We start from the raw sequence: 14,820 nt of genomic DNA, 5'->3' as shown, positions 1-14,820 counted from the left end.
CCAGCTATATGCCTGACAATAATTAGTTTATGTATAACATATCAAACAATCCACATTATAGCAAGATTTTTTCCATTGGATAATGTAAAAGGAATCATAGTTTTATCCCTTAACAGAGTTTAATGGACTAAAAGATTTCCATAGACAATCCATCCTATACCCAGGATAATTCGCAAAAAAGAAGGTGCTAAGCTCCATAGTACCTGACTTTTTTTATATTTAGGGATTAAACCTGTTCCAAGCACTAAAGCCCATATGAGTAATGCAACAATGGGCGTAGCAAAAGCGCCCAAAAAAATTAAGCCGCTTAACCCTCCTACAAACCCACCTATAACCTGAGTTTTATTCGCTTTTTTGCCTATCAAAAATAATAAGAGGATACCTATCAGTCCGCCAATAAGCAGAGGAATCTCCCAGTGCCAAAACTCTCCTCCTTCGTGAGTGAGATAGTTTATACCGCTTAAAACAACGGTTGCTGCAACAGCGCCTCGAATCCCACCAAAAAATGTCATTCCGGCGGAAAGAAGAAGTATTACTTCTAGTAATACTAATAGAATGAACCCCAAGAAACCTCTCTCCCCCACGGCCATATTCATTCTAGTATTTCCCAGCTTGAAGAAAATTAACCTTCATCTTCCCCTGATAAAGTCTGTCATAGATATTTCTGATCTCATAGCTTGAATAACATTACTAATCGATTCACTAATTTCCATTATTTTCATATTGTGTTAGTAGAGCAAAGGTAATTCTCATTATAAGATTAAACGATAATTAAAGGAGGTTTTCTCTATGTGGTGGAGACGCTGGGGTTGGGGCTTCCCTTGGTGGGGCTTTGGCGGTTTTGGATTTGGACCTTGGTGGGGTTTTCGCCGTTGGTGGTGGTGGTAAACTTAAATCTTATGAATTTCTGACTTAATGATTAATGGCGCTGCATAATACAATGCATGCGCCTTTTATCGTTATTTTTTATAAAGAAGACGTCCAAGCCGCTGCCGCAGTGCCATCAAAAGATAAAATAACAAGGACCTCAATGAAGGGGTCCTTGTTATTTTGTGAGGTTTAAAAGATTACTCCTAAAGCAATTAAAATCAAAATGGCAATTGCAATAATTCCGGCACCGACACCGACACCAGCACCACACCCGTATCCGTACATGAAATCACCTCCGAATGTCTGCTTTTAACAATCGGCAATAAGCACCCTTAAAATACGATTCCCATTGCGATAAGCAAAAGAATAATAACAACCACGATTGCAATTCCTGCGCCGACTCCGGCTCCACCTGCAAACATACTGATGACCTCCTTTTAACACTTTAACTTTTGACTAAAAGATTACCCCTAATGCAATTAAAATCAAAATGGCGATTGCGATAATACCTACTCCGATTCCCGCTCCAACCGGTGCCACTGGGGCAACAGGCGCGCAGCATGCTCCGCCATAACCGGCACGCCCCACTCCATAACCTGCTGCTCCGACTCCATAACCATATCCATACATAGTAATTCCTCCCTATTACTGCAATTTATTTCTCGCTTCTAAAATACGATTCCCATTGCGATAAGCAAAAGAATAATAACAACCACGATTGCAATTCCTGCGCCGACTCCGGCTCCACCTGCAAACATACCTATGACCTCCCTTTTATCTGTTAAGTCTAAAACTTAGAATATAACACCTAAGGCAATTAAAATCAGAATTGCGATTGCAATGATACCTACTCCAATTCCAGCTCCAACCGGTGCGGCAGGAGGGCAACAAGCTGCTCCGTAACCTACTCCATATCCATATCCGTACATAAAACATCCTCCTTCAATCTATTTTAAAACATTAAAATCTTTTCTTAGAATACAATCCCCATAGCAATTAACAAAAGAATGATCACAACAACGATAGCAATACCAGGCAAGAAATTTGGTCCACAACCAACACCTTCAACACCTTCAACTGCGCCTACACCATATGCCATATCAAATGACCTCCTTATAATTCATCTTCCTCATTTTCTTGGGCTCACAGTAAAATATGCTATCAATACCAAATATGTTAATTAATTCCAAAATAAAGACCCAACAGTCCCCTTGCTTCTGTTGGGTCTTTATTTTGGAATTAATAATCCGGGTCATTGAGACGACGGGAAAATTCACTGATCCCCATATTGACAAAGCAATAAACCCTCTTAAGGTGCCATTCATCCAGTTCAAGGTCAGCCCAACCCCGATCGGTTGTAAAAGCCATCAAATATTCCGCGTCTTTCGCTGCCTTAACAATATCAGGGCTGAGAATTCCATAGGGATAAGCGAGATAATTTACCGGGATACCAAGTCCTCTCTCTAATAACTCTTTGGATTGACTAAGTTCATTAAAGACACTTGTAACATCTAATTGAGATAAATTCGGATGATTAACGGTATGTCCTTCTATTTCCCACCCATGAGCACTTAATTCTTTAAGCTGTGACCAAGACAGAAAACCATCCCCGTCAATATAGCTTGAAACCATGAACACTACTGCGCTGAAGCCATGCCTTTCCAAGATAGGAAAAGCCGTTGTGTAATTATCCTCATATCCATCGTCAAAGGTGATTATAAAGGGTTTTGCAGGCAGAAGTCCCTCCTTGAAAAAAGCCTCATATAACTGATCTAAAGTGATACTCTCATAATTATTTTCTTTCATATAAGCCATTTGAGCCTCAAATTGGTCAGGGGGCATTCTAACCTCATTTCCCTCTTCAAACATTATGGAATGATAATATAAAACCGGTACCTCTAAAGGCAGAACACTTGATTTGTGTATAATTGCTTGTTCATTGGACAGGGATAGTTCAGAGCATGTTAAAACATCTTCTGTTTGTGAGACAGGGCTTACTTTTTTTTCTTCCCGGCAACCACTAACCCCTATAATTATCAGTTGGCAAACCAAAACTAATAATAACCTTCGAATAAGCTTATACTGCATACTTCCTCCATTTATGATACTCTTAATTTCAAATCAGAAAAGGGACCTCAAGAATAAACTCAAGATCCCTTAATATCTAATTTTTAGGCGCGAGCGGCTTTGCTGCCTTTGCGCGGTTTCTTCATACGCTTTTTAATCTCCACGAGTATTTGGCTGGCAATGAAAATAGAGGAATAAGCTCCGCTAAATACACCCAATAACATAGCCAGGGAAAATAACTTCGTAGATTCTCCTCCTAAGACAAAAATCGATAAGAGGGCGATTAAGACTGTGATAACTGTATTAATGGAACGCCGCATGGTTTGCCAAATAGATTTATCAACCATATCTTCGTAACTGTCGCCACGCCTCATCCTAAGTTCATTTTCACGAATCCGGTCAAAAATGATGACCGTGTCATTAATTGAATATCCAAAAACAGTTAAGATCGCTGCGACAAATGTGGAGTCAATCTCCCATTGAAACAGCGAGAAAAGCCCGACTACTACAAAAACATCATGCAATAACGCTATAATTCCCGAAATAGCAAAAACAAATTGAAAACGAATGGTAATATAGCCAATCATTAAACCCATAGCAATTAACAAAGCATAAAATGCATTTCTTGTCAGCTCCTGGCCCATAGCAGGACCTACCTTATCTTCTTTAAGAGAAGACTTGTCATAGTCCCCAACCTTCTTTTGCAAAGCCGTCAGAAATTCATTGCGTTTGGTTTCTTCTAGAGCTTCTGTTCGAATTAATGCTGTGGAATTTCCATTAGATAATTGAACCGGCCCTTCAAGCCCCACCGATTTCATCGTATCCGTAATCGCTGCCTGAGTCACTGGCTTCTTAAACGTCACATCAAGCATGGTTCCGCCCTTAAAATCAATCCCCAAATTAAGCCCCTGCATAAACAGTGAGATAATTCCCGGAATCAATACTAATAGAGAGATCGCAAACCACCAATATCGCTTATTTACAATATTAAAGTAAAGTCGATGTATCTTCTTCACTTCTTCATAAGTCGCTGAATGCCCGCCACTCTTCATTGTGCATCCCTCCTAACGCCAAACCAAGCTGTATTCATCTTAGGGCTAATTCCCACAGTCCATCGCAAAACTTGGCGAGTGAAAGAGATGGCAGTGAATAAGCTGGCGAGAATTCCTACTCCTAAAGTCAATGCAAAACCTTTAATTGAGCCTGTTCCAAAATAGTAAAGTGTTATCGCTGCAATAAGAGTCGTTACGTGAGCGTCAATGACGGTGATAAAGGCCCGGCTAAACCCTGATTCTACTCCTGCCCGCAGAGATTTTCCTGCACGTACTTCTTCTTTTACACGTTCATAAATAATAATATTAAAATCCACAGCCATACCGATGGAGAGAATGAAACCGGCTATGCCCGGAAGTGTCAGCACTACTCTAAACATCCAAAAAACCCAAAGAACAATAAGGGCATAGACAATCAATGAAAAATCTGCAACAACCCCGGGTAAACGATAGAAAACCAACATAAACAGGAAAATAAAAATCAAACCATAAGCCCCGGCATAGATACTTTTCTTTAAAGAGTCTACCCCTAATGAGGCGCCCACTTGTCGTTTTTCCGAAATGGTCATACTCACAGGCAAGGAACCTGACCTCATAAGGACGGCATGGTTAGCAGCATCCTCTAAGGTTGAATAGCCTGTGATCTCTGCTTGTCCATTCAGAATCGGAGTATTAACTGTTGGATTGGTCAATAGTTTGTCATCTAGATAAACTCCAATTCTTTGGCCGACATACTTAGTAGTCATATCACCAAACTTCTTAGCCCCTTCTGAGGAAAAGGTTAAGTTAACGACGAATCCTCCGCCTTGACCTTGTCCTGCCTTAGCATCTTTTAGATCATCGCCTTGGAGCAGAGTTTTTCCCTGAGGATCTCTAAAGGTCAACTTCGCTGTTGTTTTTAAAATATCAACAGCCTTGTCCGGGTCGCTAACTCCAGCTAGATCGACAACGACTCTCTTTTTTGCATAATCCGCTTGCACTATAGGTTCCGAGACCCCAAGATCATTAACCCTTTTCTCGATGATCGCTCTTGCTTTATCAATATCATCCTTAGAAATTGGGGTGCCTGCTTTATTCTCCTCAGCTTGAAGCACCAAGTGCACCCCACCGCGCAGATCAAGTCCCAACGGGATTCCTTTTGTGGGATCCACAAGGGGTTTATACGATAGCCCGACAGCTACCGCAACAAGTAGCACAAGAGCTACTAATTTGATGATGTTTCCCCGTCTCATCTGTTATCCTCCCTTTTAATATGGTGGGACTTGCCCATGCCAAAGTTCATTATAAAACTTTCCAGTTTGTAATGTCAATTATGAGAAGCAGGAATGGACGTTATATTATTATAGTAACTTTACATCATTGATCTTTAATTCAAATTTTGTATCCAGAAACTCTGCAGCTTTACGCGAAAGAAGCATCCGCATAAGAAAGATCTCAAAATACTCCATGACCGGACATATGTCGGTATCAATAATAAGTTCCAAAGCGATTCGTTCCTTGGGATAAACTCGAAGGAAAGAACGTTTAACTGCATAATTCACTCGATCATGGATATCAAACTTTGCCAGATCAGAATTGCGTACACGCGAACGATGAACATCTGATTTATCGGCTAAAATTAGGGCTGCTGATATAACGTTGACAGGGTTTCCATCCTGTTCATCATGATTTCCAATTGCTCCGATAATAACAGCAATTTCCTCCGGCGGCATATTGTGCCGTTGTAAAATTCCAGCTGCAAGAATTGCTCCGGAATGTGCATGAGCTACACGGTTGACAGCATTACCAATGTCATGCAAATACCCCGCAATTGCCGCAAGTTCGCACTCTCTTTCAGGATGCGCCATTTTTTCTAAAATATTTGAGGCAATATGAGAAACTAATCCTGCATGCCTAAGCCCATGTTCGGTATACCCAATAGCTGCTAAATGCCGGTTTCCGGCATCAATCAAAGCTTGTACATAAGGATCTGCTTTAATCTCTTGCAGGGTTACTTTTGTCAACTCTATCCCCTCCTACAATGCGCAATCTATAACAATTCATAGCCACTGTTCCCAAATCGTCCACCAGTCCGTAATTCGCCCAAGCTCCTACTACAGCACCTAATCCCGGCAGAAGCTGGAGTGTTTTTCGAAAATCAATAGCATCGCGATATTCTCTTTGAAATTGTTCCCAGTCAATGGGATCAAGGCTCGATTTATCTCCAGGCCAACTGAGTAAGTTCTTATCCCAATTTGAAATAATATGATATAGTTCCGGACGCTTTTCCTGACTTGAAAAAGCTAATTGAAAAACATATAACAAGAAGAGACGCTCACGATAGTCTTCCGTGGAAAAACCATATATGTGCGCCAATTCAAAAAGAAATTTCATTTTGATGACAATTAAGGCCGGAAAATCCGCAATCGATAAGGTAAACCCGCCTGCACCGGTCCCAGCCCCTTCTGCAGCAGCAATTTTTCTGTATTTCGTTAAAAGCCTCATCGCCTTTCGATCGCGATCTTCCAGCCCGATTCCATGGAAAGCCGGACTATTGGGGATATATTCAAGTCCAATAATTACGGATTTAAACAGGCCTTTAACTGTTGCAGTAATGACTGCGTGAACCTTTTCAGGAATTACTTTTTCATTAATTTTCGTTTGAAAAGCCTTTGAGGTGCGTTCCAATAACCCTGGCCTTTGCAATAGTTTCCTAACCCAGTGGTTCAACTCGACTCTTACCTGCTCTTCATAAAGTTGAGGATCATTTTTTAGGTCTCCATCCAAGGGCAAAGGGTTCACCTCATCGCTTACATAATGTGAAATAAGTTTAAAAGCAAGTGGTCTGTGCCACTTGCTTTTCTCGATAATTTACCCTAGAAGGCACTCATTCAAAGAGCTTGACCCGCTTCTACTTTTCCTTTTTTTCAAGCTCAATATCACGATTCTCTACACTCGCAATTGCACTTTTGGCAAATTCAATCTCAACCTTCTCAGCAACTTGTACTATAACGGAATCTTCTTTCACCTTTGTAATTTTGCCGTAAATACCGCCAGTGGTTATCACTTGATCCCTTGTCCGCAAACTGCTGATCAAAGCCTGCCTTTTTTTGGCCTGTTTTTGCTGAGGTCTGATCAGAAGAAAATACATAATCCCAAAAAACACCACAAAATATAGGACTAATGTTAAGGTCGATTGATTCACTTGATATTCCTCCTTTATTTAGCTACTAAAAGCTATTCACCATATCCAAGTAAAAATCCTTCAAAATTTGCCTAAAACATTACGTCAGTACAAACTATTTAATCATTAATAATTCCTTTGCTTAATCAAGTTCATAACCATAATCTGCAAAACATTTTTCACGATACTCCGGCAAACGATCTTCTTTGATAGCTTCTCGGATTTCACCCATTAAAATCTGCAAATACCTTAAGTTATGAATCGTCATGAGGCGAAGCCCTAATATTTCATCCGCCTTAAGTAAGTGCCTGATATAAGCCCTGGAATAATTGCGACAGGCGTAGCAATCACAGGATGGATCAATAGGTCCAAAATCCCGTGCCGATCCTGCATTGCGAACAATAACCTTTCCATACCGTGTCAATGCTGTCCCATTACGGGCAATCCTGGTTGGCAGCACACAATCAAACATATCGATCCCCCTTATCACCCCTTCAATCAGGGCATCCGGGGAACCTACTCCCATTAAATAACGGGGTTTTTCTCTAGGAAGTAAAGGCACTGTATAATCTAAGACCTCATACATCATCTCTTTTGGCTCTCCAACACTTAACCCTCCAACAGCATACCCCGGCAAATCTAATTCCGTGATTTCAGCGGCGCTTTGACGGCGAAGATCTTCGAACATACCCCCTTGAACAATCCCAAATAAGGATTGAGTCTCAGTAGTTGTCAACGTTTCCTTACAGCGTTTAAGCCAGCGCGTGGTCCTCTCCAGCGAATCCTTAGCATATTGATGGCTGCAGGGATAAGGAGCACACTCATCAAAAGCCATGACAACATCTGATCCTAAAGCCATTTGCACCTGCATCGAAATTTCCGGACTGAGGAATTGGCGCGAACCGTCGATATGGGATCTGAATTCGACACCCTCTTCCATGATCTTTCTCAAATCACCCAAACTAAATACTTGGAACCCTCCGCTATCCGTCAGAATAGCACCGTCCCAGTTCATGAAACGATGAAGTCCTCCTGCTTCCCGCACCAAATCGTGACCCGGGCGCAAAAAAAGATGATAAGTATTGCTTAAAATCATTCCGGCACCGATCTCTTTAATCTCCTCGGGAGTCATGGTCTTTACTGTACCTTGAGTCCCGACTGGCATGAAAACCGGCGTATCAATAATACCATGAGGTGTATGTAATTTACCTAAGCGCGCTTTCGTGCGGGAATCTTCTTTAAGTATTTCCAAATATACCGCGGCCAAACCCTTCACTCCTTCTTTACATTCCATGCATCAGCAGTGCCAACGGGCCATGTTAAAATCTTCCTGAAGGCACCTCCGCAACCCGCGTCTAAATTTCAGGCACCTTATAGTATCAGCATAGAATCTCCAAAACTATAGAACCTATACTTCTCCTTAACAGCTATTCCATAGGCTTTTAAAATCAGCTCTCGTCCCGCCAGGGCACTGACCAGCATCACCAGGGTAGACTTGGGAAAATGAAAATTAGTTATGAGAGCATCGATAACCTGAAAGGAATAACCGGGATAAATAAAAATATCCGTCCAACCTTCCCCGGGAATAACTTTACCTTGATTACAGGCTGATTCCAAGGTCCTGGCCGCCGTTGTCCCAACGGCAATGATACGGCGTCCTTCTTGCTTTCCTTGATTAATTCGCTGAGCAGCCTCCGGGTCAACACGATAATACTCCGAGTGCATGGTGTGTTCACGAATATCCTCAACTTTAACGGGGCGAAAAGTTCCCAAACCCACATGAAGAAGTATCTCCACGATCTCTATACCCTTTTCCCTGAGCTCCTCTAAAAGCTCCGGCGTGAAATGCAGTCCCGCTGTAGGAGCGGCCACTGACCCCTGCTCTTTGGCATAAACCGTCTGATAGCGCTCCCTGTCTTCTAATTGAGCGGTAATATAAGGCGGGAGGGGCATTTCTCCCAACTGATCCAAAATAGTTTCAAACACTCCTGAGAACTGGAAATAAATTTTGCGGTTACCATTATCCAGTATTTCCCGGAGTTCCCCCATTAATAGCCCGTTCCCAAAGCTTACCTTTTGCCCAACCTTGAGACGCTTGCCCGGTTTGACTAAAGCCTCCCACAGATCCAGTTCAAGCCTTTTAAGGAGCAAAACTTCAATCTTTACTTGAGTTCCCTCTTTTTCCCCAATCAAACGGGCTGGGATAACCCGGGTATTATTAAGAACCAGGATATCCCCTTTATGTAATAAAGAACTTAAATCTCTAAAGGTATGGTGAGTAATATCTCCGCTCTTACGATCCACAACCATCAGCCGGGATGTATCCCTGGGTTCTGCCGGGTGCTGAGCGATTAACTCTTCAGGCAATTCAAAATCAAAATCCGAGACATTCAAGCTATTCTTCTCCTTCAGCAGACAAACTAAGTATCCCGATTAGACCGGTTATCCCTTTGAAACCAGGACACGTTTATAATAATACCCTAAGATATCTTGATAGTTAAACCCTAATTGTGCCATCTGATAAGCCCCCCACTGAGACATGCCTACGCCGTGGCCCCAGCCCCGTCCCTCAAAGATAAATACCCCAAAGGGCTGAGGATTTGCCGCCGTACCTAAGGACGAGCTTATAATTCTTGACAATAAGGGGCCTTGATCTTCTTGATAAGATGTAAAATATTTTAACCAACCGGCATAATCAGAACTGTCCATTCCGGAAGAATATCCCTGCCCCGACCGTTCCGGACTCGAAGAAACAAATTCCGCCTCAAAAAGACTCCCTAAAAAGGCTTCCCTGCGAATAGGCTGGCCAAAGGGATAGAAAGCCTGAACGAATTTCTTTCCTTTAATAATGGCCGTCTGTCCGAATTCATCTTCTATCTCCACACTTTTTACCCTGCCGGAAGGATACTTGTCCAGCTTAACCCTTTGTACAGGACCTACACCAAAAGCCGAACCCAATTGAGACGCGGACACAATAAAACGCCAATGATTAACCGCTCCTCCAATCCCTTGAGAATACGGATCGGGGTGTGCCACATTGTGGATATCCGGATTTCCCCAGACGTTTTTGGCATCCTCAGCATATCCTCCGTTATGGGAAGAATAAAGAGCGTCAATAGGTGCCTTGGTTTGAGAATCAACCACGATTTCCCCCCGGGTTGCCTCGATTGCCTTTGAAGCGGCACCTTCCACACTCATCCCGGCATAAGCTTGATGAATATCCGGGGAATCCGTAATCATTCGTTTTCCGCCTTCCGTCTGCCTGACAAGATAGGTCCGGGCAGCAACAGCCTGAGCTTTAAGGGCTTCCAAGCCGCCTTTAGCCCATTCGTTGCTCATTTCAATAGGCACGACTCCTTTTAGATAGTCTTCACTATCCACTCGATTGATTAAACGCCAGCGCCCCTCCTGCCAGTTCAGTTGTAAGTCCCCCCGATAACAGGAGACACTTCCCTCGGGAGTTTTGACCCGAAGACTGCCGGGCTTTAACCCTTTGATTTCTATGACTGATTCGCTGGCAACTTGAAACTCGTCGTGATTGATCCGCAAAACGGGAGTCCACCCTCCCCAACCAACTTGAAGGTCTGAACCCGCCGGAAATTTGCAGGTCGTGTTTTCAAACTTCAGCTGATAGTCTCCCTTGAGAATATCGATCTGAACCCAGCCGGCTTGGCTGAAATTCCAGACCAATTCAACGGAAATCATGGTTGCATTACATGGTGCTGGCTGCACCAGCAGGAAGAATAACGCTCCTATCCACAGAAAGGGTAACCGATACATAATCCGCAGCATGTTGTCACACCCTTATCCTTGCTTTAGTAAGAGAGTATTGTTTATGCTCAGATTACCCTTTTTTCTCTGCATCTATGCTCTAAAGCATCATCACCCTTTATTCTGAAAACAATCCGCTGTCCATGCGGCTCTGGGGCAGGGAATATCCTAGATGCTGATAAGCTCTTGCCGTTGCCATTCTTCCCCGGGGAGTGCGCTGCAAAAATCCCATTTGCAGCAAAAAAGGTTCCACAACATCTTCCAAGGTCACCGGCTCTTCTCCGATGGTTGCGGCCAGGGTATCCAAACCCACAGGTCCTCCGGCAAAGGTCAGAATGATCGTCTTTAAGGCTTTCTGGTCGATTTGATCCAATCCCTCAGGATCAACATCCAAGCGATTCAAAGCTTCCCTGGCTATACGCTGAGTCACTGACCCGTCTTCCCATACCAGAGCAAAATCCCTGACTCTCTTTAACAAGCGATTTCCTATCCTGGGCGTTCCCCGGGAGCGCCGGGCAATTTCTTCCGCCCCATCGTCGGTAATTCGCAAATGCAGGATACCGGCTGTCCTGAGAATAATCTCTTTCAAATCCTCAACTTCGTAAAATTCCAGACGACTTATGACCCCAAAACGGTCCCGGAGCGGGGAGGTTAGCTGACCCGCCCGTGTAGTGGCCCCCACCAGCGTAAAGGGGGGCAGGGACAAGCGGATGGAGCGGGCACTGGGTCCTTTCCCAATCACAATATCCAGACACCCGTCTTCCATAGCCGAATACAGAATTTCTTCCGTAGCACTGCTTAATCGGTGAATTTCGTCAATAAACAGAACATCCCGGGGCTCCAAAGCCGTCAGGATGGCAGCTAAATCCCCTGGACGCTCTATGGCCGGGCCGGATGTGGTGCGAACACTTACCCCCATTTCTGCCGCAATAATATTGGCGAGAGTTGTTTTGCCCAGGCCAGGCGGTCCGTATAACAAAACGTGATCCAGGGCTTCTCCCCGGGCCGATGCGGCCTGGATAAACACACTTAAATTATCTTTAACTTTTCTCTGTCCGATGTAGTCACTCAAGCGCTGAGGACGCAGACCTTCCCCTTCACGGTCAGCAGGTTGTTCCTGAGGAGCAACCAAACGCTCCGCCATATTCCAGCCTCCTCTCGTTACCGTTGAAATTTAATATAATACAGAGCAGGGCTGTTTGCAAATCCTCCGGTCCCTGCCGGAATTTCTTAAGCCCACAACTGCCAGTGTCCAAACTATGTTAATTCTTTCTGGTTCTCTGAATCTCCTTCTTTTTAATTGCTGTTCTTATTGACTTAAAAAAGCCTCCCAAATGACACACTTAGGAGACCTTTAATCCAAAATCCATTACCTCTGAAAAAATATTTAAGTCTTATCCACATGAAAAAGTACCATTAAGCACTAGCTTGAGGCGAGAAAACGCAGCGCCTTCTTTACTTGTTCCTCTGTCGTTAATTCCCCGCTGTCTTTTATGGCCCTGCTCAAAGCCTGCCGCCCTTCTTCCAAGCCAAAGCCCAAAGCCAGCAAGGTTTCCAGGGCTTCCGAGTGAGTCTGAGACGCTGTTTCAGAAAACGAACCGCCTTCATTAGATACCAAACTATGCCCTCTAAATTTCTCTTTAAGTTCAAGAATGAGCCGCTGAGCGGTCTTTTTACCGATTCCGGGAACTTTTGTCAATAAATTAAGATTTTCACTGGCAATAGCACTTTCAATCTGTACGGCGCCAAAGGTGGAAAGCAGGGCTATGGCAGCTTTAGGACCGATGCCGGAAACACTTAACATTTGCAGAAAAAGTTGCTTCTCCTCAAATGTCGAAAAACCGTAAAGAGACAAATCATCTTCCCGCATGACCACATGTGTGTATAGAACAAGGTCCTGGCCGGGATGAACTTTCGATATAAGTCCATAGGGCACAGTCAGCAAGTAGCCAGTGCCTTGTACATCCATCACCAAACGCTCGCCTTGGATTTCCCACACTTTTCCCCGCAGCATGCCGATCATCGAAATCCCCCCATCTTTTGATTCAGGGGAAAGCTATGGGCATGACAAATGGCCAGAGCCAGGGCATCTGCGGTATCATCAGGCTTTGGAATATCATCCAATCCCAATAAACCCCTAACCATTTGCTGGACCTGCCTCTTCTCGGCTTTGCCATAGCCTACAACGGCCTGTTTAACCTGCAAGGGAGTGTATTCATAAATTGGGATACCCTGCTGAGCACAAGTCAGCAAAACAATACCCCGAGCATGCCCTACAGATAAAGCTGTGGTGGTATTGCGATTAAAAAATAGTTCTTCCACTGCAACGTGATCCGGAGTATGGCTGCGCAAATATGGGCTGATTTGTTCATATAGCATTAACAAACGCTCTGCTAAGGGCGTGTGAGCGGGAGTACGCCAACAGGAATAATCGAGGGCTGTCAAATCATTCCCTTTTTGCTCAATTAAGCCATACCCCATAATAGCTGTACCAGGGTCAATTCCTAGAATAATCATGCTCGTCTTCCTTTCATCCTAAATAGATTTCGACAGAAGACGAGAATTCCCTTTCTATATTTTAAAAATCTATGTTTACTCCAGCCAAAGGGATTCCGTTGCAGTATCAATAAAGGACTGGACTTCGTCAAGGGAATAGAACTCTACTTTGAGAGCCATATCCATGATTTCCTTAGGCCAGGATTCCACACTTAATCCTGAGACAACGACATTCCCTTTTTCACCGGGTTTCCCTTCGATTACAGAAAGCACACCTCCATCCAATCCAAAATGATAGATTTGCTTCGTTATAGGCTCCGTTGAGGAGACCTTTTTTGAATATGTTTCTAAATCCAAAGTATTTAATGAAGAATGAGCTTGTGCTTTATTGGCCCACCAAAAGGTTGCAGCGGGTACCAGACAACCAATACCTAAGCCTAAGATAAGTACTATACTTACAACTTTCCATCTGGACATTGAAAAAACCCTCCTGACAAATATCTAAATAAAGATAGTCTTGCCAAGAGGGCTTAGTTTAATCGTTTTGACCGAAAAATCTAAATATCTAAAATCTAAGGTCAGTCTAAATATCACCAAGATCTTCTGCTAAGTCAAAATTAGAATATACCCCTTGAGAATCATCATGATCCTCTAATTTATTCATTAAATTGACAATCTTGCGCGCCTGATCAGGATCAGTTATTTCAATAGTGTTTTGAGGCATAGGGCTCAGAACAGACTCTTCAATGGGAATGTTCTGATCGATCAGGGCCTGACGAACAGCTTCCATGTCCGAGGGAGCCGTTAAAACAACAAACCCTTCCTCATCTGCTTCAAAATCCTCAGCACCCGCCTCTAAAGCCATCATCATCAAGTCATCTTCCGTCAGCTTCAATCCCTCACGAAGAATTCTCAGCTGGCCCTTGTCTTCAAACATCCAGCCCACGCTGCCGGTTTCTCCCATATTCCCGCCATTCTTGGAGAAAATGTGCCGTACTTCTCCTGCGGTTCGATTGCGGTTATCCGTTAAGATATCAATCATAATAGCTACCCCACCCGGGCCGTATCCTTCATAGCGCAGCTCTTCATAATTCGCACCTTCAGCCCCGCCGGCACCTTTTTGAATGGCTCGCTGAATGTTTTCATTGGGAACATTTTGAGCTTTAGCATTTTCAATTGCAATCTTTAGCCGAAAGTCATTGACGTCTCCGCCACAAGCACGAGAAGCAATTAATAATTCCCGGCCTAACTTCGTAAATACTTTACCCTTTTGAGCGTCTGCTTTACCTTTTTTATGTTTAATGTTTGACCACTTTGAATGTCCTGACATACTGTTTTAATCCTCCTTATGCTAGTCGTAAATAGTTTAGCACAAGCTAATTTCTCTTGTAAAGGTATATT

The 14,820-nt window shown here is 43.5% G+C and carries 18 protein-coding genes; all 18 read right to left on the bottom strand.

Annotation, left to right across the window (positions count from 1 at the left end):
- Positions 1–119: 119 nt before the first annotated feature.
- Positions 120–566, bottom strand: coding sequence for a hypothetical protein (locus DESOR_RS04585; protein ID WP_042331923.1), 447 nt, complete (start codon positions 564–566; stop codon positions 120–122).
- Between the two features lie 760 nt (positions 567–1,326).
- Positions 1,327–1,500, bottom strand: coding sequence for a hypothetical protein (locus tag DESOR_RS29620; protein ID WP_014183437.1), 174 nt, complete (start codon positions 1,498–1,500; stop codon positions 1,327–1,329).
- Positions 1,501–1,664: 164 nt separating this feature from the next.
- Positions 1,665–1,799: a hypothetical protein gene (locus tag DESOR_RS30530; protein WP_014183435.1), complete on the bottom strand. Its 135-nt coding sequence runs from the start codon at positions 1,797–1,799 to the stop codon at positions 1,665–1,667.
- Between the two features lie 44 nt (positions 1,800–1,843).
- Positions 1,844–1,969 carry a hypothetical protein gene (locus tag DESOR_RS30525; protein ID WP_014183434.1) on the bottom strand — a complete coding sequence of 42 codons (126 nt, stop codon included), beginning with the start codon at positions 1,967–1,969 and terminating at the stop codon, positions 1,844–1,846.
- A 140-nt stretch (positions 1,970–2,109) separates the two neighbouring features.
- Positions 2,110–2,958 carry a polysaccharide deacetylase family protein gene (locus DESOR_RS04570; RefSeq protein ID WP_014183433.1) on the bottom strand — a complete coding sequence of 283 codons (849 nt, stop codon included), beginning with the start codon at positions 2,956–2,958 and terminating at the stop codon, positions 2,110–2,112.
- Between the two features lie 83 nt (positions 2,959–3,041).
- Complete coding sequence (secF, locus tag DESOR_RS04565; protein ID WP_014183432.1) at positions 3,042–3,989, bottom strand: protein translocase subunit SecF; 948 nt, start codon at positions 3,987–3,989, stop codon at positions 3,042–3,044.
- Positions 3,986–5,221 carry a protein translocase subunit SecD gene (gene secD, locus DESOR_RS04560; RefSeq protein WP_014183431.1) on the bottom strand — a complete coding sequence of 412 codons (1,236 nt, stop codon included), beginning with the start codon at positions 5,219–5,221 and terminating at the stop codon, positions 3,986–3,988. Before secD ends, secF begins: the two co-directional genes overlap by 4 nt.
- 108 nt (positions 5,222–5,329) lie before the next feature.
- Positions 5,330–5,992, bottom strand: a complete 663-nt coding sequence (locus DESOR_RS04555) for an HD domain-containing protein (RefSeq protein ID WP_014183430.1) — start codon at positions 5,990–5,992, stop codon at positions 5,330–5,332.
- Positions 5,964–6,761, bottom strand: coding sequence for an EcsC family protein (locus DESOR_RS04550; RefSeq protein ID WP_014183429.1), 798 nt, complete (start codon positions 6,759–6,761; stop codon positions 5,964–5,966). The genes DESOR_RS04555 and DESOR_RS04550 overlap by 29 nt, the downstream gene beginning before the upstream one ends.
- A 118-nt stretch (positions 6,762–6,879) precedes the next feature.
- Positions 6,880–7,173 (bottom strand): preprotein translocase subunit YajC, encoded by a 294-nt coding sequence (gene yajC / locus DESOR_RS04545; protein ID WP_014183428.1) that lies wholly within the window; start codon positions 7,171–7,173, stop codon positions 6,880–6,882.
- 121 nt (positions 7,174–7,294) lie between these two features.
- Positions 7,295–8,446 carry a tRNA guanosine(34) transglycosylase Tgt gene (tgt, locus tag DESOR_RS04540; RefSeq protein ID WP_042330802.1) on the bottom strand — a complete coding sequence of 384 codons (1,152 nt, stop codon included), beginning with the start codon at positions 8,444–8,446 and terminating at the stop codon, positions 7,295–7,297.
- Positions 8,447–8,523: 77 nt separating this feature from the next.
- Positions 8,524–9,546, bottom strand: a complete 1,023-nt coding sequence (gene queA, locus DESOR_RS04535) for a tRNA preQ1(34) S-adenosylmethionine ribosyltransferase-isomerase QueA (RefSeq protein WP_014183426.1) — start codon at positions 9,544–9,546, stop codon at positions 8,524–8,526.
- A 48-nt stretch (positions 9,547–9,594) separates the two neighbouring features.
- Positions 9,595–10,944 carry a SpoIID/LytB domain-containing protein gene (locus tag DESOR_RS04530; RefSeq protein WP_014183425.1) on the bottom strand — a complete coding sequence of 450 codons (1,350 nt, stop codon included), beginning with the start codon at positions 10,942–10,944 and terminating at the stop codon, positions 9,595–9,597.
- A 97-nt stretch (positions 10,945–11,041) separates the two neighbouring features.
- Positions 11,042–12,067 (bottom strand): Holliday junction branch migration DNA helicase RuvB, encoded by a 1,026-nt coding sequence (gene ruvB, locus DESOR_RS04525; RefSeq protein ID WP_014183424.1) that lies wholly within the window; start codon positions 12,065–12,067, stop codon positions 11,042–11,044.
- Positions 12,068–12,346: 279 nt separating this feature from the next.
- Complete coding sequence (gene ruvA, locus DESOR_RS04520; RefSeq protein WP_014183423.1) at positions 12,347–12,946, bottom strand: Holliday junction branch migration protein RuvA; 600 nt, start codon at positions 12,944–12,946, stop codon at positions 12,347–12,349.
- On the bottom strand, positions 12,943–13,440 hold the full coding sequence (gene ruvC / locus DESOR_RS04515; protein ID WP_014183422.1) for a crossover junction endodeoxyribonuclease RuvC: 498 nt from the start codon (positions 13,438–13,440) through the stop codon (positions 12,943–12,945). The genes ruvA and ruvC overlap by 4 nt, the downstream gene beginning before the upstream one ends.
- A gap of 75 nt (positions 13,441–13,515) precedes the next feature.
- Positions 13,516–13,896, bottom strand: a complete 381-nt coding sequence (locus DESOR_RS04510) for a hypothetical protein (protein ID WP_014183421.1) — start codon at positions 13,894–13,896, stop codon at positions 13,516–13,518.
- A 106-nt stretch (positions 13,897–14,002) separates the two neighbouring features.
- Complete coding sequence (locus DESOR_RS04505) at positions 14,003–14,749, bottom strand: YebC/PmpR family DNA-binding transcriptional regulator (protein WP_014183420.1); 747 nt, start codon at positions 14,747–14,749, stop codon at positions 14,003–14,005.
- Positions 14,750–14,820: the final 71 nt, after the last annotated feature.

This window comes from Desulfosporosinus orientis DSM 765 (genome assembly GCF_000235605.1).
Lineage (GTDB): Bacteria > Bacillota > Desulfitobacteriia > Desulfitobacteriales > Desulfitobacteriaceae > Desulfosporosinus > Desulfosporosinus orientis.
This window is presented reverse-complemented; position numbering and strand designations above follow the sequence as displayed.

Bases quoted from the DNA above. Each gene is read 5' to 3' on its own strand.
- DESOR_RS29620 (WP_014183437.1), bottom strand. From the start codon at position 1,500: ATGTATGGATATGGTTATGGAGTCGGAGCAGCAGGTTATGGAGTGGGG.
- DESOR_RS30530 (WP_014183435.1), bottom strand. From the start codon at position 1,799: ATGTACGGATATGGATATGGAGTAGGTTACGGAGCAGCTTGTTGCCCT.
- DESOR_RS30525 (WP_014183434.1), bottom strand. From the start codon at position 1,969: ATGGCATATGGTGTAGGCGCAGTTGAAGGTGTTGAAGGTGTTGGTTGT.
- DESOR_RS04570 (WP_014183433.1), bottom strand. From the start codon at position 2,958: ATGCAGTATAAGCTTATTCGAAGGTTATTATTAGTTTTGGTTTGCCAA.
- secF (WP_014183432.1), bottom strand. From the start codon at position 3,989: ATGAAGAGTGGCGGGCATTCAGCGACTTATGAAGAAGTGAAGAAGATA.
- secD (WP_014183431.1), bottom strand. From the start codon at position 5,221: ATGAGACGGGGAAACATCATCAAATTAGTAGCTCTTGTGCTACTTGTT.
- tgt (WP_042330802.1), bottom strand. From the start codon at position 8,446: ATGGAATGTAAAGAAGGAGTGAAGGGTTTGGCCGCGGTATATTTGGAA.
- DESOR_RS04530 (WP_014183425.1), bottom strand. From the start codon at position 10,944: ATGCTGCGGATTATGTATCGGTTACCCTTTCTGTGGATAGGAGCGTTA.
- ruvB (WP_014183424.1), bottom strand. From the start codon at position 12,067: ATGGCGGAGCGTTTGGTTGCTCCTCAGGAACAACCTGCTGACCGTGAA.
- ruvA (WP_014183423.1), bottom strand. From the start codon at position 12,946: ATGATCGGCATGCTGCGGGGAAAAGTGTGGGAAATCCAAGGCGAGCGT.
- ruvC (WP_014183422.1), bottom strand. From the start codon at position 13,440: ATGATTATTCTAGGAATTGACCCTGGTACAGCTATTATGGGGTATGGC.
- DESOR_RS04510 (WP_014183421.1), bottom strand. From the start codon at position 13,896: ATGTCCAGATGGAAAGTTGTAAGTATAGTACTTATCTTAGGCTTAGGT.
- DESOR_RS04505 (WP_014183420.1), bottom strand. From the start codon at position 14,749: ATGTCAGGACATTCAAAGTGGTCAAACATTAAACATAAAAAAGGTAAA.